Source organism: Microbacterium sp. (genome assembly GCF_031988965.1).
Lineage (GTDB): Bacteria > Actinomycetota > Actinomycetes > Actinomycetales > Microbacteriaceae > Microbacterium.
Genome location: NZ_DALZXX010000001.1, coordinates 184148 through 203267 on the forward strand (window position 1 = coordinate 184148; position 19120 = coordinate 203267).

Consider the following 19120-nt stretch of genomic DNA (forward strand, 5'->3'; position numbering starts at 1 on the left):
GCCGCCGGTTCGGGCGTATGCGAAGCGCCTCGGCATCGATCTCGTGCTCGTGGCCGCAGCCGTCGGCGACAGGCTGATCACGCGCTCCGACGTCGATGACTACGTCGAGCGGACCTCCGGCGCCACGCTCCTGAGCGCTCGTCCGGACCAGCTCCGAGCGTCGGGGTCGCCAGCGGATCCGGCGCCAGGGGAGCGCGACCGCGAGGTACGCGTGCCCATCAGGGGCGTGCGCAAGCACACCGCTGCCGCCATGGTCGAGAGTGCGTTCACCGCGCCACACGTCACGGTGTTCCACACGGTCGACGTGACGTCCACCATGGACCTCGTCGCGTCGTTCCGCGATGATCGATCCCTCGCCGGGCACAGGATCGGGCCGCTCGCGGTGGTCGCCAAAGCCGTGTGTCTGGCTCTCGGACGAGCGCCGGAACTGAACTCGCGGTGGGATGACGCAGCGGGGGAGATCGTGCGACACGGCTACGTCGATCTCGGCATCGCCGCAGCGACCGAACGCGGACTGCTCGTGCCCAACATCCGGGATGCCGAGCGTCTGACGCTCGTCGAACTCGCCGATGCGGTGCAGGATCTCGCCGAGACGGCGCGAGAGGGGCGCACCGCTCCTTCCGCACTCGCAGGTGGCACATTCTCGATCTCGAACATCGGGGTGTTCGGCGTCGACGCCGGCACGCCGATCCTGCCGCCCGGGCAGTCGGGAATCCTCGCCGTCGGCGCCGTGCGTCGTCAGCCCTGGGATTATCGCGGCGAGATCGCGCTGCGCCAGATGATGACGCTCAGTCTGTCGTTCGACCACCGGGTCGTCGACGGTGCAGAGGGAGCACGATTCCTCAAAGACGTCGCCGACATCCTCGAGGAACCGGGCAGAGCCCTGCTCTTCAGATAACGGCCCGGAGAGCCGACTCCGCCATCGCGGCCAGCACGGTCGCGGTGGCGGCATGTCGGCGAGCAGCCGACGTCGTGCTGTGCGGCGTCGAGTTGATGAGACCGAAGCACGCCTGCACGCGGAGCCGTAGCTCGTCGGCACCGGCGTCGACCACCGCGGCGAGCGCATCCATCCAGAGCTCGATGTACGCGCGCTGCAGGCGACGGACCTCACTGTGATCGGCGGGAGCGAGGTGGGCGACATCGCTGTCGTGGACACGGATGACGTCGGCGTGGCGCAGAGCGAAGTCGACGTGGAAGGCGATCAGTGCGCTGATGCGCTCGTCGGGCGTCGTCGCGGCCGCCGACACCCGGGATCCGCCGTCGACGAGGTCGCGGCTGACCTCGACCAGCACGGCACCCAGCAGCGCCTGCTTCCCGGCGAAGTGCCGGTAGACCGCAGGGCCGGACACGCCCACCGCCGCCCCGATGTCCTCCAGGCTGACACCGTTGTAGCCGCGCTCGGCGAAGAGGTGTGCGGTGGCGCGCAGGATCGCACCGGACCGTTCCGCCTTGGCCCGATCTCGGGCGGTGATCGGGGTTGTCATCTCAGTTAATCCTCGCTAACCTGATGAGACTGGTTAGTGCACACTAACCGGAAAAGCACGAGTCGCACCAGAGTGTGACGAATGCGCACGTGTGTCGAGGAGGACATCACGATGCCTGCGACCCAGCAGTCCTTGGCCGCCGAGCTGAAAGAGCGACGTACCGCGGCCGCCCGGGGAGGCCCCGAGGCGTCTCGGCAGCGGCACCTGGCGAGGGGAAAGCTCCTTCCCCGTGAACGTGTATCGCGTCTGCTGGACGAGGGCAGTCCGTTCCTCGAGGTCGCTCCGCTCGCGGCCGACGGTCTCTATGACGGTGATGCGCCGGCCGCGGGCGTCATCGCCGGAATCGGGCTCGTGCACGGACGCCATGTCATGGTCGTCTGCAACGACGCGACCGTGAAGGGCGGCACCTACTATCCGCTCACAGTGAAGAAGCACCTGCGTGCACAGGAGATCGCGCTCGACAACCGTCTTCCCTGCCTGTACCTCGTCGACTCCGGCGGGGCTTTTCTTCCTCGGCAGGATGAGGTGTTCCCGGATCGCGAGCATTTCGGTCGCATCTTCTTCAACCAGGCGCGCATGTCGGCACAGGGCATTCCGCAGCTCGCTGCGGTTCTCGGCTCCTGCACGGCAGGAGGTGCCTACGTTCCGGCCATGAGCGACGAGACCGTCATCGTCCGCGGTCAGGGGACGATCTTCCTGGGCGGCCCGCCGCTCGTGAAAGCGGCGATCGGCGAGGTCGTCTCTGCGGAAGAACTGGGCGGCGGCGAGCTGCACGCGCGACGAAGCGGAGTCGTCGATCACCTGGCCGAGGACGACGAGCACGCACTCGAGATCCTGCGCGACATCGTCGCCATGCTTCCGCAGCCACCGGCACCGGCGTGGGAGGTGCACGATACCCGGGCGCCGTCGACCGCGGGGTCTCTGTATGACGTGGTTCCGGTCGACGTCAACGCGTCGTACGACGTGCACGAGGTCATCGAACGCCTGATCGATGGGGATTCGCTCCGTGAGTTCAAAGCGGAGTACGGAACGACGCTGGTGACGGCATTCGCTCGGCTGCACGGACACCCTGTCGGCATCGTCGCGAACAACGGAGTGCTGTTCGGCGAGTCCGCCCTCAAGGGTGCGCATTTCATCGAACTGTGCGATCAGCGCGGCATCCCGCTGGTCTTCCTGCAGAACATCAGTGGTTTCATGGTCGGCACCGAAGCGGAGGCCGGCGGGATCGCGAAGGACGGGGCGAAGATGGTCACGGCGGTCGCGAGCACGCGGGTGCCGAAGTTCACCGTCATCATCGGCGGGGCGTTCGGTGCCGGGAACTACTCGATGTGCGGTCGTGCCTATTCGCCTCGTTTCCTGTGGACATGGCCCGCGAGTCGCATCTCCGTGATGGGTGGCGCGCAGGCGGCATCCGTGCTCGCGACGGTCAAGGAAGACCAGCTGGCGGCTCGGGGCGATACATGGGAGTCCGAAGAGCGCCGCGCGTTCGAAGATCCGATCCGGGCCCAGTACGACGCGCAGGGTGAGCCGTATTACGCCACTGCTCGGCTCTGGGACGACGGGATCATCGATCCCGAAGACACCCGCGATTTGCTGGGCCTCGCTCTCGATGTTGCTGCCAGGACCCCCCTGCCCGAGCCGAGCTTCGGCCTGTTCAGGATGTGAGACGGACATGACGAGCATCATCACCGCAGCGGCCCCGCGCGGATTCGACACCATCCTCGTGGCCAACCGCGGAGAGATCGCACGGCGCATCGTCCGGACCCTCCGCGGTCGCGGTATCCGCAGCGTCGCGGTGTTCAGCGACGCCGATGCCACGGCGCCGCACGTGACCGAGGCCGACGTCGCGATGCGTCTCGGCCCGGCACCCGCTTCGGAGTCGTACCTCGACATCGACGCGGTGATCGGCGCTGCACGCGCCAGCGGCGCGCAGGCGATCCACCCGGGCTACGGATTCCTCTCCGAGAGCGTGGGACTCGCCGAGGCCTGTGCGGAGAGCGGCATCGCCTTCATCGGACCGTCGATCGGTGCTCTGCAGATCATGGGTGACAAGGCCCGGGCTCGCGACCATGTCTCTCGGTCCGGCGTTCCGGTCGTGCCGGGTTTCGACGCGCGGGGACTGTCCGACGCCGAGATCGGCGAAGAGGCCGAACGCACCGGGTTCCCGCTGCTGGTGAAGCCGAGCGCGGGTGGCGGCGGCAAGGGCATGGAAGTGGTCGACGATGCGTCGGGACTGAGGTCGGCTCTCGCCTCGGCGCGAAGGGTCGCTTCTGCCGCTTTCGGAGACGATGCGCTGATCCTGGAGCGCCTCATCCGCCGTCCGCGACACATCGAGGTGCAGGTGTTCGGGGATGCGCACGGCACGGTGATCGCCCTCGGAGAGCGTGAATGCACCCTGCAGCGGCGGCACCAGAAGGTGATCGAAGAGGCACCCTCCGCGGGCATACCGGAGGCGACGCGAGCGCGCCTGCTCGACGCCGCGGTCACTGCCGCGCGCAGCGTCGACTACGTCGGGGCCGGGACGGTCGAGTTCCTCGTCGATGCCGATCGGCAGGACGAGATCTTCTTCATCGAGATGAACACGAGGCTCCAGGTCGAGCACCCCGTCACTGAGGCGGTCACCGGCATCGATCTGGTCGCGCTGCAGATCGACGTCGCCGCCGGCGCGGCACTGACACCCGCGCCGCGGCTGGACGGGCATGCGGTGGAAGCCCGCATCTACGCCGAGTCGCCCGAGCGCGGGTTCATACCGTCGACCGGCCAGGTGCTTCTGTTCGACGCTCCGCGGGGAGTGCGCGTGGATGCGGCCGTGGAGACCGGTTCGGAGGTCACGGGGTTCTACGATCCGATGATCGCGAAGGTGGTGGCACATGCTGCCGACCGCTCCGCTGCGCTCCGCCTGCTGGATGAGGCGCTGAGCCGCACGACCGTGCTCGGCGTCGATACGAACATCGATTTCCTTCGGCAGCTCTGTCAGGACGAACGCGTGGTGTCAGGAGATCTGGACACCGGACTCATCGAGTCGCTTCTACCGATTCGGCGCCGACCGCCCACGCCGACCATGCTCGCGGCAGCCGCCGCGCATGTCACTGACCGAACGCGCGACTCCGAGCTGGGGAGAAAAGCAGGCCGAGTCTGGCAACGACTCGTCGACGACAGAGCGGTCGATCATGTCTTCGAGACGGATGACGAAGAGGTGTTCGTCGCCTCGACCATCGCGTCGCACCATGTCACCGCGGTCGCCTCGGACTCGGACGGCGCCGTGTGGGTCGCGGAAGACGGACGCACCGTGCGTCTGCGGCCGCTCGACCGGCGACAGCGGATGCTGCGGCGCCTCGCGGCACAGGACGCTCGCACCACGGCATCCGGCCCCGACGCCCGAGCACCCATGCCGGGGAGCGTCGTCGCAGTCCATGTCGTGGACGGCGCATCGGTGATCGCCGGTACGCCGATCGTCTCCATCGAGGCGATGAAGATGGAGCATCCCGTCGTGGCCCCCCACGACGGGACGGTGAGATTGCTGGTCGCCGAAGGCGACCAGGTGCGACTCGACCAGGTGGTCGCGCGCGTGACTGAGGAGGAGGACCGATGGCGTTCCAGCTGACGGATGAGGAGCGCGAGCTCGCCGGGATGGTCCGCGAGTTCGCCGACACGGTCGTGGCCCCGCAGGCCTATGAGGCGGACCGGACGCACACGCTCTCGATGGATGTCGTCGCGCAGATGGGCGATCTCGGACTGTTCGGTCTGCCGTTCCCCGAGGAATACGGCGGCCAGGGCGGTGACTACATGGCGCTGGGGATCGCGATCGAAGCGCTCGGTCGCGTCGACCAGTCCATCGCCATCACGCTCGAGGCGGGCGTGAGTCTCGGCGCGATGCCGGTGTTCCGTTTCGGAACGGAGGCGCAGAAGAGCGAGCTGCTGCCCGACCTCCTCGGCGGACGAGCCCTCGCGGGTTTCGGTCTGACGGAACCCGAGGCGGGCAGCGACGCAGGCGCCACGCGCACCACAGCCCGCCTGGACGGCGAAGACTGGGTGATCGACGGCTCGAAGCAGTTCATCACCAACTCCGGCACCCCCATCACGCGCTTCGTGACGGTCACCGCCGTCACCGGATCGATCGACGGTCGCAAGGAGATCTCGACGATCATCGTGCCGAACGGCACACCGGGGTTCACCGTCGATCCGCCGTACGACAAGGTCGGGTGGAACGCGTCCGACACGCATCCGCTGAGCTTCGATGGAGCACGCGTGCCGGTGGGGAACCTCCTCGGTGAACGGGGGAGCGGCTTCCGCAACTTCCTGAGCATCCTGGACGAGGGACGCATCGCCATCGCGGCTCTCGCGACCGGTGCGGCGGAAGGATGCCTCGAGGCCGCAGTCGACTATGCGAAGTCCCGGACGATCTTCGGCAGCGCCCTGAGCACCAGGCAGAACGCGCAGTTCACCCTGGCCCGTATGCGGGCGCGCGTGCACACGGCGCGCCTCGCCTGGCACCACGCGGCTCGGCTGCGCGACGGCGGTCTTCCTTTCGCTGAGCAGGCGGCGATCGCCAAGCTCGTGTCCGGGGAAGCGGCCATGGACAATGCGAGGGACGCGACGCAGATCTTCGGCGGAAACGGGTTCATGAACGAGTTCCCCGTCGCACGCCACTATCGGGACTCGAAGATCCTCGAGATCGGCGAAGGGACGACCGAGGTGCAGCTTCTGGTGATCGCGCGGGCACTCGGTCTCGCCGGGTAGCGTGGCAGCATGACCGCAAGGGAGATCGTGCAGCGCGGGCTCTATTTCGAGGAGTTCGATGAGGACGCCCGCTATCTGCACCGGCCGGGACGTACCGCGACCGAGGCCGACAATGTCGTGTTCACGACACTGACGATGAACACACAGGCGCTGCACCTCGATGCGGCCTTCGCCGCCACGCAGGAGCCGTTCGGCACCCGCGTCATGAACTCGATGTGGACGCTCTCGACCATGGTCGGCGCTTCCGTCGCGCAGCTCACTCAGGGAACTCTCGTCGCGCAGCTCGGCCTCGGCGACGTCACGTTCCCCCATCCGCTGTTCGCGGGGGACACCCTGTACACCGAGAGTGCGATCGTCGAGCGACGACTCTCGACCTCTCGCCCACGACAGGGGATCGTGACCATCACGCACACCGGACGCAATCAGGAGGAGACGGTCGTCGCGACCGCCACCCGCACCGTGCTCGTGCTGTGCCGTCCCGGAGAACCGCAATGACATTCGATCTCGGACCCGCCCTGCTGTTCTGCCCCGCGGATCGCCCCGAGCGCTTCCGCGGTGCGCTCGAGAAGGCGGATGCGGTCATCCTCGATCTCGAGGACGCCGTGCTGCCGGCGGCGAAGGCGAGCGCACGCGGGAACCTCATCGACACGGACATCGATCCGGACCGAGTGATCGTCCGGGTCAACTCGCCGGATTCCGAGGCCTTCGTGTCGGACCTCGCCACTCTCTCTCAGACGGACTTCCGCACCGTGATGGTCGCGAAGACGGAGAGTGCGGCCAGCCTCGATGCGTTCGACGAGCGATTCTCGCTGATAGCGCTGTGCGAGACCGCTCGCGGGATCCACGCCGCGGACCGGATCGCCGCTCATCCACGAGTCACCGCGCTGATGTGGGGTGCGGAGGATCTCGTCGCTTCTCTCGGGGGCACGTCCAGCCGGCGCCATGACGGCGGATATCGCGACGTCGCACGGTACGCGAGGTCACGCGTTCTTCTCGAGGCCGGAGCGCAGGGCAAGCGCGCGATCGACGCGGTGCACATCGCTCTCGACGACATCGATGGGCTCGCCGCGGAGGCCGAGGACGCTGCCGCCTCGGGGTTCGCGGCGACCGCCTGCATCCATCCGAATCAGGTCGCGGTGATCAGGGACGCCTATGCGCCCGATATCGCCACCGTGGAGTGGGCACGATCCGTGATCGCCGCCGCGGAGACGGAGCGCGGCGTCTTCCGTTTCGAGGGCCGGATGGTCGACGAGCCGGTGCTCCGTCACGCCCGATCAGTTCTCGCACGGGAACGCTGACCCCGCTCCGATCCGATCAGGTCCGGCCGGAGACCGAGTCAGATGAGGACCGTCTGGTCGAGGAGGCGGAGCATCCCCGGAGCGGCCTCGAACCGATGGGCGGACCCGTTCACGATCTGGTCGCCGACTCGCGGGAGTGTGCCTCCAGACACATGATCGATCAGCGCCCGGATCACCCCTCCGTGCGCGACGACCACCACGGACTCCGCGACCGGAGTCGAGCGACGCCGAGAGTCGCGCGCGATGGCGTCGAGGGCACGCAGAGCGCGCTCCGCGACGTCATCGAGTGTCTCCGCCCCCGGCACGGAGGCGTGCCATCCGCCGTAGGCCTCCATGTACTCGGAGACGAGCATGCCCTCGCCCTCGCCGAACTCGCGCTCTCGGAGGTCCGGAACGAGGATCGGTGCTCCGAGGCCCAGCTCCGTCGAGATGATCTCCGCGGTCTCGCGCGCCCGCAGCAGCGGACTGGAGTAGATCGTGTGATGCGCGGATGCGGCCAGGTGCGTGGCTGCGGACATCGCGTCTGCACGACCCGTCGCGTTCAGGGGGATGTCGGTCGATCCCTGGATGCGACGGTCGAGGTTCCAGTCGGTCTGTCCGTGTCGTACGAGGGTGAGCAGGGTCATTCGAGAAGCTCCTGGATCGCGGGGAGCACGTCGCTGGTGCCCGCGGCGATGGTGACATCGGCCCAGACATCCGCTCGCGTCGGCTCGCGGTTGACGATGATGAGGGGGATGCTGCGACGTCGCGCACGCTCGACCAGGCGCACCCCGGAGTTCACGACGAGCGAGGAGCCGGCGACGATGAGGGCGTCGCTCGAACGCAGCAACGACTCCGCCGCGCGGAAGCGGTCCTGCGGGACGTACTCGCCGAAGAAGACGACGTCGGGCTTCAGCATCCCGTCGCACACGGTGCAGGTGGGCACCACGAAACCTGCGGTGCTCTCGGGCCGGACGTCGCCGTCGGGGTTGAGCGCGACGTTCTCGGGAACAGAGATCCACGGGTTCAGCTCTTCGATCTGCACAGCGATGTCGCGACGATCGAACACCTGACCGCAGCGCAGACAGAGTACGCGGCGCATGGTCCCATGGACCTCGATCACATGCGAGCTGCCTGCCCGCAGATGCAGGCCGTCGACGTTCTGCGTGATCACGCCGGTCACCTGCCCGGACGACTCCATCTCTGCGAGCGCGATGTGTCCGCGATTGGGAGTCGCCTGAGCGAAGGCACGCCAGCCGAGATGTCCGCCGACCCAATAGCGTCGCCGTGAGGCGTCGTCACCGAGGTAGCGCTGGATCGTCATGGGATCCGAACGGGTCCGTGCGCCCTCGCCCCGGTACGCGGGAATGCCCGAGTCGGTGGAGATGCCGGCCCCGGTGAGGAGGGCGATGCGGCGACCCTGCAGGAGTTCGGCAGCGCGAGCGACGGCGGCCGACGACTCGACCGGACTCGATGCGCTCACAAGACCTCCCGCTGCGAGTCTACGGCGTGCAGGGCGGCCCGCGCTCCGGCCGGGCCCCGCGGCGTGAGCGACGCGGGCGATGGCAGACTGGGGCGCGTGGAACTGCTGCGCGTGACGAATCCGGACGATCGACGACTCGACGACTATCGAGCGCTGACCGACACGGCGCTCCGCACGGTGAAGGATCCGGCCGGCGGGCTGTACATCGCCGAATCGACGAAGGTGATCGCGCGCGCGGTCGCTGCGGGGCATCGCCCGCGCTCCGTCCTCGTGCAGGAGCGTCGCATCGAGGACATCGACGCGATCATGGGTGATCTCGATGTGCCGGTGTACGTGGTCCCTGACGAGGTCGCCGAGGCGGTCACGGGTTTCGCGGTGCACCGCGGCACGATCGCATCGATGCACCGCCCCGAGCTCCCGAGCGTGCGCGAAGTGATCGACGGAGCGACGCTCGTGATGATCCTGGAGAACGTCGGCGATCACACGAATGTCGGTGCGGCCTTCCGCGCGGCCGCCGGCCTCGGGGCGGACGCGGTGCTCGTATCGCCAGGGGGAGCGGACCCCCTCTACCGACGCAGCGTCCGCGTGAGCATGGGAACGGTGTTCCAGGTGCCGTGGACCCGCATCCTGGACTGGGAATCGGCGGTCGCCGACCTCCACGCGGCCCACTTCGACATCGCGGCCCTGGCCCTCAGCGACGAGGCCGTGACGCTCGACGCCTATGTCGCGAACCGCCCCGAGCGCGTCGCCGTCGTCATGGGATCGGAGGGCGACGGGCTCTCTCGCACGGCGCTCGAGAACGCCGACACGGTCGTGACGATCCCCATGTCCGGGGGAGTGGACTCGCTCAACGTCGCTTCCGCGGCGGCTGTGGCGCTGTGGGCGCTCGGATCGCGCTGACTCGCTGAGGGGACTGCCCCGCCCGTGGAGGTGTCAGTCGAGGTCGGGGAACACGACGGGCGAGGGTTCGGGCCGCTTGGCCAGGATGTGGTCGCCCGAGGACTGATGGCGGAGTCGGCGCAGGACCCAGGGGACGAGGTGCTCGCGAGCCCAACCGAGATCCTCGGAGCGTGCCTCTCGCCATGTGCGGATCGGGAGCGACTCGGGCTGCATGGACTCGAGGTCGTTCGGCACGTTGAGCGCGCGCAGCACCATGCGCGCGACCTCGTGATGACCGAGCGAGTTGTAGTGCAACCGGTCGTCGTCGAAGAACCGCATGTCCTGAACCGTCTTCAGCGCCCACTGATCGGCGACGATGCAGTCGTGGCGATCTGCGATTGCTCGCACGTTCTCGTTGTAGATCGCCACCTTGCCGCGGAACGGTCGGAAGACAGGCGTGAACGCAGTGTCGATGCCCGTGAAGAGCAGCACCGCCGCACCGGTCGACGACAGGCGTGCGACAGCATCTTCGAGTTGGACGGCGATGGCATCCGGGTCGGTGCCGGGGCGGATCACGTCGTTTCCGCCGGCGCAGATCGAGATGAGGTCGGGGTGCAGGGCGACCGCCGGTTCGATCTGGTCGTGCACGATCTGCGCGATGAGCTTGCCACGCACCGCCAGGTTGGCATAGGCGAAGTCGTCGACCTGCTGCGACAGGACCTCGGCGACCCGATCGGCCCAGCCCCGATGGCTCCCGGGGTGTGAGGGATCGGGGTCTCCGATGCCCTCGGTGAACGAGTCGCCGATCGCGACGAAGCGTCGCCACGGGTGCGGACTCTCATTGTCGAGATGCGGGGTCCGGGTCGAATCCTGGTCGGTCATCCAGCTCTCCTTCGCGAACGTGCGCGGCGCATCGGTGGTGGCGGCGCACCGGACGAGCCTACTCGTGCGGCGCGTCGAAGGGCGAGGCCGAGCACGCCGCGCCGTCGGGGCCCCGAGTGTCCGTGGCAGCGATTATCGTGGAGTCGATGCTTTCTCCGTCCTTTCCTCAGCGCGCCCCGTGGGGAACCGCGAACAAGCTGCGCGCGTGGCAGCAGGAGGCACTGGAGCAGTACTTCGAGGCCGACCAACGTGACTTCCTCGTGGCTGCGACACCCGGCGCCGGAAAGACGACCTTCGCACTGACCCTGGCTGTCGAACTCATGCGTATGGGCGAGGTCAACCGCATCATCGTGGTCGCGCCGACCGAGCATCTCAAGACTCAGTGGGCCGATGCCGCAGCGCGCGTGCACATCCGACTCGACCCGCGCTTCCGGAACAGCGACTGGGCTCCGGCTCGCCACTATCACGGCGCGGTCGTCACGTATGCGCAGGTCGCGGCGAAATCCTCGGTGCATCGACACCTCACCGAGGATGCCCGCACGCTGGTCGTGCTCGACGAGGTGCATCATGGCGGCGACGCGCTCAGCTGGGGTGACGCGATCCGTGACGCCTACGGGCCGGCCAAGCGGCGCCTCCTGCTGTCGGGCACACCGTTCCGCAGCGACACCGCACCGATCCCGTTCGTCGAGTACCACCCCGACGAATCGGGGGCGCGCATCTCGCGGACGGACTACAACTACGGCTACGGGCGTGCTCTCGCCGACGGCGTCGTGCGACCGGTTCTGTTCCACATGTACGCCGGCAAGATGCGGTGGCGCACGAGCACGGGTGACGAACTGGAGACGCACCTCGGTCAGGACAACACGAAGGACGTCACCTCGCAGGCTTGGCGCACGGCACTCGACCCCGAGGGTGAGTGGATGCCGGCGGTGCTCTCCGCGGCTGACCGTCGTCTCAGTGAGATCCGGCACCATGTGCCCGACGCAGGTGGACTCGTGCTCGCGACCGACCAGACCGTCGCCCGCGCGTACGCGAAGATCCTGCACAGCATCACCGGTCAGCAGCCCACGGTCGTGCTGTCGGACGACGCGACAGCCTCCGAGCGCATCGAGAAGTTCAGTGCCGGCGATGCGCGGTGGATGGTCGCGGTCAGGATGGTGTCCGAGGGCGTCGATGTCCCTCGGCTCGCGGTCGGCGTGTATGCCACGTCGTCGTCGACGCCGCTGTTCTTCGCGCAGGCGATCGGACGATTCGTGCGGGCGCGCCGCCGCGGAGAAGCCGCGAGTGTGTTCCTCCCGCAGGTGCCCGTGCTCATGGGGCTCGCGAACGAGATGGACAAGCAGCGCGACCACGCGCTCGACAGGCAGTCCAAAGACGACGACGGTCTCGAGGATTCGCTGCTCGAGAGCGCGAACCGCGAGGATGACGCGTCCGACGCGCTGACTCAGGAGTTCAGCTACCAGGCTCTGTCGTCCGTCGCGCACTTCGATCGTGTCGTGTTCGAAGGGCAGGAATTCGGTCAGCTCGCCGAGCCCGGAACACCGGAGGAGGAGGAGTTCATCGGGTTCCCCGGGCTCCTCGAGCCGGAGCATGTCCACGAACTCCTCATGCAGCGTCAGGCCCGGCAATCGCGGCTCCGCGAGGCGCGAGAGGCGACGGCGTCGCCTACGGAGACGACGACTCTCCCCGCCCCACTGCACCGGACGCTCAAAGAGCAGCGTCAGCTGCTCAACAGCCTCGTCGGCCTGTACGCGCGGCAGAGGGGCGAGCCGCACGGTGCTGTCCATGCAGAGCTCCGTCGCATCTGCGGAGGCCCGGCGGTCGCGCAGGCCACGGTCACGCAGCTGCAGGCCCGCATCGAGGTGCTGCGCAAGCGCGTACGGTCCTGAGACGCGGACGATCCGCCGTCTGAGACACCGCTGTTCGGAGGCCCGAAATCCTGGCAATCCTGGTCTCGACACGGCCCGCCGTGACCACCGCGGCTAGCGTTTAAGGGTCGCCCCGTGTCTCGGGGCCCAGAGTCCAGGAGCATCGAATGACAGCCCCCGCTGCCACTGCGGAACCGACTGCCGCCGACCGCCGCCGTTGGGCGCGCTACCTCGTCGAGGAGCGCGCCGAAGGCACCGTCTATCAGCGACTCGCTCAGCGTCGCACCGGTGAGGAGCAGCAGATCCTGCTGAGCCTCGCCGACGCCGAGCGTCGCCACGAGCAGCACTGGCTCGATCTGCTCGGTGCCGAGCCTGCGCGTCTGCCCCGCGCGGGCATCCGTTCACGTCTGCTCGGCTGGATGGCCGGTCGTTTCGGATCGATCTTCGTGCTCGCCCTCGCGCAGAGCGCCGAGGCGCGGTCGCCGTACGACTCGGAACAGTACGCGACCCCCGCCATGCGTGCTGATGAGAAGGTGCACTACGAGGTCGTGAGGGGACTCGCCGCACGCGGCAGGCGACGGCTCTCCGGCTCGTTCCGCGCGGCGGTGTTCGGCGCCAACGACGGCCTCGTCAGCAACCTCGCGCTGGTGCTCGGCATCGGGGCCACCGGGGTCAGCTCGGGCTTCGTCCTCTTCAGCGGTGTCGCAGGCCTTCTCGCCGGTGCACTGTCGATGGGGGCGGGGGAGTTCGTCTCCGTCCGCTCGCAGCGCGAGCTGCTCGCAGCCACGGAGGCGAATGAGGATGCGGCGGCGTCGGCTGCCGACCTCGACATCGACGAGAACGAACTCGCGCTCGTCTACCGCGCGCGAGGCATCGAACAGGCCGAAGCCCTCGAACGCGCCCGTCGCATCGTGGCGGCGGCTCGTGCCGGCGTGGAGCGGACCGCGACCGGGCCGGTGAACGTGCATCCGGGCTCCGACCACGAGATCGTCGGGAGCGATTGGACGGCGGCGCTCTCGAGCTTCCTGCTCTTCGCCTCCGGCGCGATCATCCCCGTCCTGCCGTGGATCTTCGGACTGGAGGGCACCGCCGCGGTCATCGTCGCGCTCGTGCTCGTCGGTGTCGCGCTGCTCACGACCGGCGCGATGGTCGGCATCCTGTCGGGAGGGCCGCCTCTGCGTCGTGCGCTCCGTCAGCTGGCGATCGGCTTCGGCGCGGCAGCGATCACCTACGGTCTCGGACTGCTGTTCGGGGTCGGGGCCGTCTAGGAGTCGCGGCCCCGCCTCGGGCGGGCGGAACGAAGAAAGGCTCCGGAACCATTGGTTCCGGAGCCTTTTCGCCTGTGCGCGGAGGGGGACTTGAACCCCCACGCCCTTACGGGCACTACGACCTCAACGTAGCGCGTCTACCATTCCGCCACCCGCGCAGGTGTTGGATGTTCGTTGCCGAACGAAGATTTACATTAGCACGCGGTTCAGCCCACCCCGAAACCGAGCGCGTTTCCCGGGCGCGCCACGGCGTTTCGATAGCCTGGTCAGCATGACCGAACCGTCCCTTCCCGAAGTGGTGCGCATCGCGCAGGACCTGATCCGCTTCGACACCTCGAACTTCGGTGGCGGCAACGCCAAGGGTGAACGCGAGGCCGCCGAGTATGTGGGGGCGTACCTGCAGAGCCTCGGCTTGGACGTCGAGTATTACGAGCCGATCGAGCGCCGCACGAACGTCATGGCGCGGGTGCGTGGTCGTGATCCCCGGAAGTCCGCCCTGGTCGTGCACGGACACCTCGACGTCGTGCCGGCGATGGCGGAGGACTGGACGGTCGACCCCTTCGCAGGTGACGTGCGCGACGGGATGCTGTGGGGTCGTGGCGCGGTCGACATGAAGAACATGAACGCGATGATCCTCACAGCCGTGGCCGACATCCTGCGTGCCGGCGAGCAGCCCGAGCGCGACCTCGTGCTGGCGTTCTTCGCGGACGAGGAGAACGGGGGAGTGGAGGGCTCGGCGCTCGTCGTGCAGAACCGGCCGGAATGGTTCGCCGGTGCCACAGAAGCGATCAGCGAGGTGGGTGGATACTCGATCACCGTCGACGACCGTCGCGCGTACCTGCTGCAGGTGGGCGAGAAGGCCCTGATCTGGATCCGCCTCGTCGCGAAGGGGCGGGCAGGTCACGGCAGCCGTCTGCACGACGACAACGCCGTCACCACCCTCGCCGAGGCTGTGGCCGCGATCGGACGCACCCGCTGGCCCCTGCGCCTCACCGCGACCACAGAGGCTCTGCTGCGTGGCCTGAGCGACCTCACGGGTCGGTCCGTCGATGATCCGGATGCTCTCGCCGCGACTGCGGGCCCCGCAGAGGCTTTCCTGCGTTCGTCGTTCCGCACGACCACCAATCCCACGGCCCTCACGGCCGGCTACAAGCACAACGTGATCCCCGAGCGGGCGGAGGCTCTGATCGACGTACGCGTCATTCCCGGCACGGAGGATGACGTACTGGCGGAGCTGCAGCAGATCGTCGGCGATGAGATCGAGATCGAGATCGTGGTGCGCGATATCGGCATGGAGACGCCGTTCGAGGGCGCCCTCGTCGAGGCGATGGTGGCGAGTCTGGGCCGCCACGACCCCGGGGTGCCCGTGATCCCGTACCTGTTGGGCGCGGGAACCGACAACAAGGCTCTCGCCTCGCTGGACATCACCGGGTACGGGTTCGCTCCGCTCCGCCTTCCCGCCGATCTGGACTTCACGGGCATGTTCCACGGAGTCGACGAGCGAGTACCCGTAGAATCACTTGTCTTCGGCCAGCGGGTGCTGGCCGATCTGCTGCGCACGTACTGAGCCCCGGGTTCCGCCTGCGCCGCCTCACTACCGAGAAGGCCCATCCATGCACCTGTTCGAAGCGCTCATCCTCGGGATCGTCCAGGGACTCACCGAGTTCCTCCCGATCTCCTCCAGCGCTCATCTGCGCATCCTCGGAACGTTCCTTCCCTCCGGCGAAGACCCCGGTGCGGCGTTCACGGCGATCACGCAGATCGGCACGGAGGCCGCCGTCGTGGTCTTCTTCTGGCGCGACATCGTCCGGATCATCGCACAGTGGTTCCGCTCGCTGACGGGCAGAGTTCCTCGCACCGATCCGGATGCCCGCATGGGGTGGATGATCATCATCGGCAGCATCCCGATCGTCGTTCTCGGTCTGCTGTTCCAGGACCAGATCGAGACCGTCTTCCGGTCTCTGTGGATCGTCGCGATCATGCTGATCGTCTTCGGCATCCTGCTCGGTATCGCCGACCACGTCGGCGCCAAGCGCCGCAAGCTCGACCAGCTCACGTACCCGCACGGCGTCGCGTACGGATTCGCGCAGGCACTCGCGCTGATCCCGGGCGTCTCGCGCTCGGGCGGGACCATCACGATGGGCCTCTTCCTCGGCTACGAGCGTGCCGCCGCGGCGCGCTACGCCTTCCTCCTCGCCATCCCGGCCGTGTTCGGCAGCGGCTTCTACCAGCTGTTCAAGAGCTGGGACGAGCCCTCGTTCTTCTCGTTCGGCGACACGCTCGCCGCGACGGGCATCGCCTTCGTCGTCGCACTCGGCGTGATCGCGTTCTTCATGAACTACATCTCGAAGCGGAGCTTCCTGCCGTTCGTGATCTACCGCATCCTGCTCGGCACCGTGCTGCTGGTGCTTCTCGGCACCGGCGTGATCGCGGCCTGACTCCGAGCACCGTCGGACCGCACCCGGCATCAGGCGTGTGAGACCCACCTGCGAGAGGTGGGTCTCAGAGCGGAGCGGCGGCCTCGAGACACGAGGCGCGAGACCGCAGGCTCAGCGCTTGTGGTCGCTCGGGCCGTCGCCGCGCCGGCGCAGGTAGCGCTCGAACGCCTGCGCGATCGCGTCGCCGGATGCATCGGGGGAGTCCCACGTGTCCCTCGTCTGCTCGAGCTGGCGGATGTACTCCGCCATGTCCTCGTCGTCGGCCGCGGCGGCATCGATCGATGCCTCCCAGGCGGCGGCCTCGGTACGCAGATTGCTGTTCGCGACGGCGACCCCGGTCAGCTCCTCCAAGCGATCGAGGAGCGCCAATGTGACCTTCGGCGAGGGAGTGGCGGACGCCACGTAGTGCGGCACGCTCGCCCAGAGACTCGCCGTCGGGATCCCCGCACTCTCGGCGAAATGCTCGAAGACGCTGAGGATGCCCACGGGCCCCTCGTACATCGATCGCTCGAGGCCATGAGCCTCGCGCACCTGGTCGTTCTGACTCGAGGCGAAGATCGAGATCGGTCGTGTGTGCGGCACATCCGAGAGCATCGCGCCCAGCGTGACGAGGCCGGTGACGTCGTCGCGCAGTGCGACGTCGATGAACTCCGCGGCGAACGACTGCCAGGTCCGCGCCGGCTCCACGCCGGTGAGCACCCAGAACTCGGGCCCCGGTCCGGGATTGCGCGGACGCCAGAGACCGGCCTCGGGCCAGGTGAGCTGACGGCGCCCCTCGGCATCCATCTTCGTCGCGGGTCGCGTGTACTGGTAGTCGAAGTACAGCTCCGGATCGACCGAGTGGACGAGGTCGTAGTCCGAGTTCGCGCGCAGCGCTGCGACCGCGCCGCTCGCCGCCTCCCCGGCATCGTTCCAGCCATCGAAGGCGGCGATGACGATGCGTGAACCGAGAACATCCATCGGGGTCTCCCTTCGTGGTCGCCGGAACCCTATCCCTCCAGGCTAGCCCGCCCGGACGGGGAGCGGGCGCAGCCACGGGTAACATGGTTCGGTGAGCAGACAGCCCCGCGCGATCCTCTGGGACATGGACGGAACCCTCGTCGACACGGAACCGTACTGGATGGCCGCCGAGACCTCGCTGGTCGAATCCTTCGGGGGAACCTGGACGCACGAGGATGCTCTGCAACTCGTCGGCAACGGTCTGATCGACAGTGCGATCATCCTGCAGAACGCCGGTGTCGACATGGAGGCCGAGGCGATCATCTCCCTGCTCACCGACGGGGTGCAGAATGCGCTCAAGACGCAGGGCATCCCCTTCCGCCCCGGCGCGCGGGAGCTGCTGCAGGACCTCCGCACAGTCGGCATACCGACGGGGCTCGTGACGATGTCACTGCGCCGAATGGCCCTCGGGGTCGTCGACCTCATGGAGTTCGAGGCCTTCGACATCGTCGTCGCCGGCGACGACGTCACGAACCCGAAACCGCACCCCGAGCCCTACCTGCACGCCGCGTCGCTGCTCGAGATCGACATAGCGGACGCCGTGGTGATCGAGGACTCTCCGACGGGGCTGCGCGCGGGACTCGCGGCGGGCGCCGTCGCGCTCGGCGTGCCGCACATCGTTCCTCTCGACCATGTCGGGGCCCATGAGCTCTGGCCCACCCTCGAAGGCCGAACCGCGGCCGACCTGATCGATCTCTTCGACCGCCAGACATCTACGACCGGAGCCACCCGATGACCGACGCCACCGCGCCGACCGAGAAGACCGCGCCGAACGCTCCGAACGAGAGCGGCGCGTCGAGGCCGAGCGGCCCGTTCCGAGCGGGGGATCGGGTGCAGCTCACGGGGCCGAAGGGCCGTCTGCACACCGTCACCCTCCGTGAAGACGGCGAGCTGCACACTCACCAGGGCGTGCTCCGTCACCGCGACCTCATCGGGCTGCCCGACGGCTCCGTCGTGCCGAACAGCTCGGGCCACGACTACCTGGCACTTCGGCCTCTGCTGCGGGACTTCGCCATGTCGATGCCCCGCGGTGCGGCCATCGTCTATCCGAAGGATGCCGCGCAGATCGTGATGCAGGCGGACATCTTCCCCGGGGCTGTCGTGGTCGAGGCCGGCGTGGGGTCCGGAGCACTGTCGCTGTCGCTCCTGCGAGCGATCGGCCCGGCCGGTCGTCTGGTGTCCTTCGAGCGCAGGGACGACTTCGCCGAGGTCGCCCGCGGCAACGTCGAGACCTTCTTCGGCGAGATGCCTGACACCTGGAACGTCGTCGTCGGTGATCTCGCCGAGGCGCTGCCTTCGGAGTTCCCGTCGGGCTCCGTCGACCGGGTGGTGCTCGACATGCTGGCTCCCTGGGAGTGCATGGACGTGGTGGCCGAGGCTCTCACGCCGGGTGGCGTCGTCCTCTGCTACGTCGCGACGGCGACTCAGCTCTCGCGTGTGGCCGAGTACATCCGGGGTACCGGACTCTTCACCGACCCCGACGCATCCGAGACCATGGTCCGCGGATGGCACGTCGAGGGGCTCGCCGTGCGGCCCGATCACCGCATGGTCGCTCACACCGGCTTCCTGTTGACCGCACGCCGGCTCGCTCCGGGCGCGATCGCGCCGTCCGTGAAGCGCCGGGCGTCGAAGAGCAGTTACGGCGACGACGACGTCGAGCTCTGGACACCGGGCACGGTGGGCGATCGGGTGATCAACGACAAGAATCTGCGCAAGCGCGCTCGCGAGGCGGCGAAGGCGGCGGAAGGCGCGCGCATCGCAGCGGCATCGCGCGAATCCGACGTCGCGACGGAATAGACTGG

At 68.2% G+C, this 19120-nt stretch carries 18 protein-coding genes and 1 tRNA gene; 13 read left to right on the forward strand and 6 right to left on the reverse strand.

What is annotated here, in order from left to right:
• The coding region (locus RTM68_RS00975) for a dihydrolipoamide acetyltransferase family protein (RefSeq protein WP_312167506.1) at positions 1-898 on the forward strand (898 nt) is incomplete at its 5' end.
• Here RTM68_RS00975 and RTM68_RS00980 read toward each other — a convergent pair.
• Positions 891-1484, reverse strand: a complete 594-nt coding sequence (locus RTM68_RS00980) for a TetR/AcrR family transcriptional regulator (RefSeq protein WP_312167508.1) — start codon at positions 1482-1484, stop codon at positions 891-893. The two genes, RTM68_RS00975 and RTM68_RS00980, sit on opposite strands and share 8 nt — an antisense overlap.
• Before the next feature lie 111 nt (positions 1485-1595).
• On the opposite strand from RTM68_RS00980, the gene RTM68_RS00985 reads away from it, so the two are divergent.
• The 5 genes from RTM68_RS00985 to RTM68_RS01005 are packed head-to-tail and all read left to right on the forward strand — an operon-like array spanning position 1596 to position 7522.
• Entirely contained in the window at positions 1596-3149 is a 1554-nt protein-coding gene (locus tag RTM68_RS00985; RefSeq protein ID WP_312167510.1) for a carboxyl transferase domain-containing protein, read from the forward strand.
• A 7-nt stretch (positions 3150-3156) separates the two neighbouring features.
• Complete coding sequence (locus tag RTM68_RS00990) at positions 3157-5088, forward strand: biotin carboxylase N-terminal domain-containing protein (RefSeq protein WP_312167512.1); 1932 nt, start codon at positions 3157-3159, stop codon at positions 5086-5088.
• On the forward strand, positions 5073-6224 hold the full coding sequence (locus RTM68_RS00995; protein ID WP_312167514.1) for an acyl-CoA dehydrogenase family protein: 1152 nt from the start codon (positions 5073-5075) through the stop codon (positions 6222-6224). The genes RTM68_RS00990 and RTM68_RS00995 overlap by 16 nt, the downstream gene beginning before the upstream one ends.
• Before the next feature lie 9 nt (positions 6225-6233).
• Positions 6234-6719, forward strand: a complete 486-nt coding sequence (locus tag RTM68_RS01000; protein ID WP_312167516.1) for a MaoC family dehydratase — start codon at positions 6234-6236, stop codon at positions 6717-6719.
• The gene (locus tag RTM68_RS01005) at positions 6716-7522 is read left to right on the forward strand and encodes a CoA ester lyase (protein WP_312167517.1); all 807 of its coding nucleotides are present in this window, start codon (positions 6716-6718) and stop codon (positions 7520-7522) included. Before RTM68_RS01000 ends, RTM68_RS01005 begins: the two co-directional genes overlap by 4 nt.
• 38 nt (positions 7523-7560) lie before the next feature.
• Here RTM68_RS01005 and RTM68_RS01010 read toward each other — a convergent pair whose 3' ends face one another.
• Both RTM68_RS01010 and RTM68_RS01015 read right to left on the reverse strand, forming a co-directional pair.
• The gene (locus tag RTM68_RS01010; protein WP_312167518.1) at positions 7561-8148 is read right to left on the reverse strand and encodes a histidine phosphatase family protein; all 588 of its coding nucleotides are present in this window, start codon (positions 8146-8148) and stop codon (positions 7561-7563) included.
• Positions 8145-8984, reverse strand: a complete 840-nt coding sequence (locus tag RTM68_RS01015; protein WP_312167520.1) for a Sir2 family NAD-dependent protein deacetylase — start codon at positions 8982-8984, stop codon at positions 8145-8147. The genes RTM68_RS01010 and RTM68_RS01015 overlap by 4 nt, the downstream gene beginning before the upstream one ends.
• Before the next feature lie 96 nt (positions 8985-9080).
• Here RTM68_RS01015 and RTM68_RS01020 point away from each other — a divergent pair, with 96 nt between their 5' ends.
• Complete coding sequence (locus RTM68_RS01020; RefSeq protein WP_312167522.1) at positions 9081-9884, forward strand: RNA methyltransferase; 804 nt, start codon at positions 9081-9083, stop codon at positions 9882-9884.
• A gap of 33 nt (positions 9885-9917) precedes the next feature.
• On the opposite strand, the gene RTM68_RS01025 is transcribed toward RTM68_RS01020, so the two are convergent.
• Positions 9918-10745 (reverse strand): SGNH/GDSL hydrolase family protein, encoded by an 828-nt coding sequence (locus tag RTM68_RS01025; protein ID WP_312167523.1) that lies wholly within the window; start codon positions 10743-10745, stop codon positions 9918-9920.
• A 146-nt stretch (positions 10746-10891) separates the two neighbouring features.
• Between RTM68_RS01025 and RTM68_RS01030 the strand changes: the two genes are divergently transcribed.
• Positions 10892-12634: a DEAD/DEAH box helicase gene (locus RTM68_RS01030; RefSeq protein WP_312167525.1), complete on the forward strand. Its 1743-nt coding sequence runs from the start codon at positions 10892-10894 to the stop codon at positions 12632-12634.
• Between the two features lie 146 nt (positions 12635-12780).
• Positions 12781-13881, forward strand: coding sequence for a VIT1/CCC1 family protein (locus tag RTM68_RS01035; protein WP_194763854.1), 1101 nt, complete (start codon positions 12781-12783; stop codon positions 13879-13881).
• 75 nt (positions 13882-13956) lie between these two features.
• Here RTM68_RS01035 and RTM68_RS01040 read toward each other — a convergent pair.
• Positions 13957-14039: transfer RNA gene (locus RTM68_RS01040), tRNA-Leu, on the reverse strand.
• Between the two features lie 113 nt (positions 14040-14152).
• Between RTM68_RS01040 and RTM68_RS01045 the strand changes: the two genes are divergently transcribed.
• A complete protein-coding gene (locus RTM68_RS01045) occupies positions 14153-15448 on the forward strand; it encodes a M20/M25/M40 family metallo-hydrolase (protein ID WP_312167527.1) in 1296 nt (431 codons plus the stop codon).
• A 46-nt stretch (positions 15449-15494) separates the two neighbouring features.
• A complete protein-coding gene (locus RTM68_RS01050) occupies positions 15495-16319 on the forward strand; it encodes an undecaprenyl-diphosphate phosphatase (protein ID WP_194763856.1) in 825 nt (274 codons plus the stop codon).
• 111 nt (positions 16320-16430) lie between these two features.
• Here RTM68_RS01050 and RTM68_RS01055 read toward each other — a convergent pair whose 3' ends face one another.
• Positions 16431-17279, reverse strand: coding sequence for a PAC2 family protein (locus tag RTM68_RS01055; protein WP_312167528.1), 849 nt, complete (start codon positions 17277-17279; stop codon positions 16431-16433).
• Between the two features lie 91 nt (positions 17280-17370).
• Here RTM68_RS01055 and RTM68_RS01060 point away from each other — a divergent pair, with 91 nt between their 5' ends.
• Together RTM68_RS01060 and RTM68_RS01065 are read left to right on the forward strand one after the other, a co-directional pair.
• Positions 17371-18054, forward strand: coding sequence for an HAD family phosphatase (locus RTM68_RS01060; protein ID WP_312167530.1), 684 nt, complete (start codon positions 17371-17373; stop codon positions 18052-18054).
• Positions 18051-19115 carry a tRNA (adenine-N1)-methyltransferase gene (locus RTM68_RS01065; protein ID WP_312167531.1) on the forward strand — a complete coding sequence of 355 codons (1065 nt, stop codon included), beginning with the start codon at positions 18051-18053 and terminating at the stop codon, positions 19113-19115. Before RTM68_RS01060 ends, RTM68_RS01065 begins: the two co-directional genes overlap by 4 nt.
• Positions 19116-19120 lie beyond the last annotated feature (5 nt).

Bases quoted from the DNA above. Each gene is read 5' to 3' on its own strand.
- RTM68_RS01005 (WP_312167517.1), top strand. From the start codon at position 6,716: ATGACATTCGATCTCGGACCCGCCCTGCTGTTCTGCCCCGCGGATCGC.
- RTM68_RS01050 (WP_194763856.1), top strand. From the start codon at position 15,495: ATGCACCTGTTCGAAGCGCTCATCCTCGGGATCGTCCAGGGACTCACC.
- RTM68_RS01055 (WP_312167528.1), bottom strand. From the start codon at position 17,279: ATGGATGTTCTCGGTTCACGCATCGTCATCGCCGCCTTCGATGGCTGG.
- RTM68_RS00990 (WP_312167512.1), top strand. From the start codon at position 3,157: ATGACGAGCATCATCACCGCAGCGGCCCCGCGCGGATTCGACACCATC.
- RTM68_RS00985 (WP_312167510.1), top strand. From the start codon at position 1,596: ATGCCTGCGACCCAGCAGTCCTTGGCCGCCGAGCTGAAAGAGCGACGT.
- RTM68_RS00980 (WP_312167508.1), bottom strand. From the start codon at position 1,484: ATGACAACCCCGATCACCGCCCGAGATCGGGCCAAGGCGGAACGGTCC.
- RTM68_RS00995 (WP_312167514.1), top strand. From the start codon at position 5,073: ATGGCGTTCCAGCTGACGGATGAGGAGCGCGAGCTCGCCGGGATGGTC.
- RTM68_RS01035 (WP_194763854.1), top strand. From the start codon at position 12,781: ATGACAGCCCCCGCTGCCACTGCGGAACCGACTGCCGCCGACCGCCGC.
- RTM68_RS01025 (WP_312167523.1), bottom strand. From the start codon at position 10,745: ATGACCGACCAGGATTCGACCCGGACCCCGCATCTCGACAATGAGAGT.
- RTM68_RS01000 (WP_312167516.1), top strand. From the start codon at position 6,234: ATGACCGCAAGGGAGATCGTGCAGCGCGGGCTCTATTTCGAGGAGTTC.
- RTM68_RS01030 (WP_312167525.1), top strand. From the start codon at position 10,892: ATGCTTTCTCCGTCCTTTCCTCAGCGCGCCCCGTGGGGAACCGCGAAC.
- RTM68_RS01010 (WP_312167518.1), bottom strand. From the start codon at position 8,148: ATGACCCTGCTCACCCTCGTACGACACGGACAGACCGACTGGAACCTC.
- RTM68_RS01045 (WP_312167527.1), top strand. From the start codon at position 14,153: ATGACCGAACCGTCCCTTCCCGAAGTGGTGCGCATCGCGCAGGACCTG.
- RTM68_RS01065 (WP_312167531.1), top strand. From the start codon at position 18,051: ATGACCGACGCCACCGCGCCGACCGAGAAGACCGCGCCGAACGCTCCG.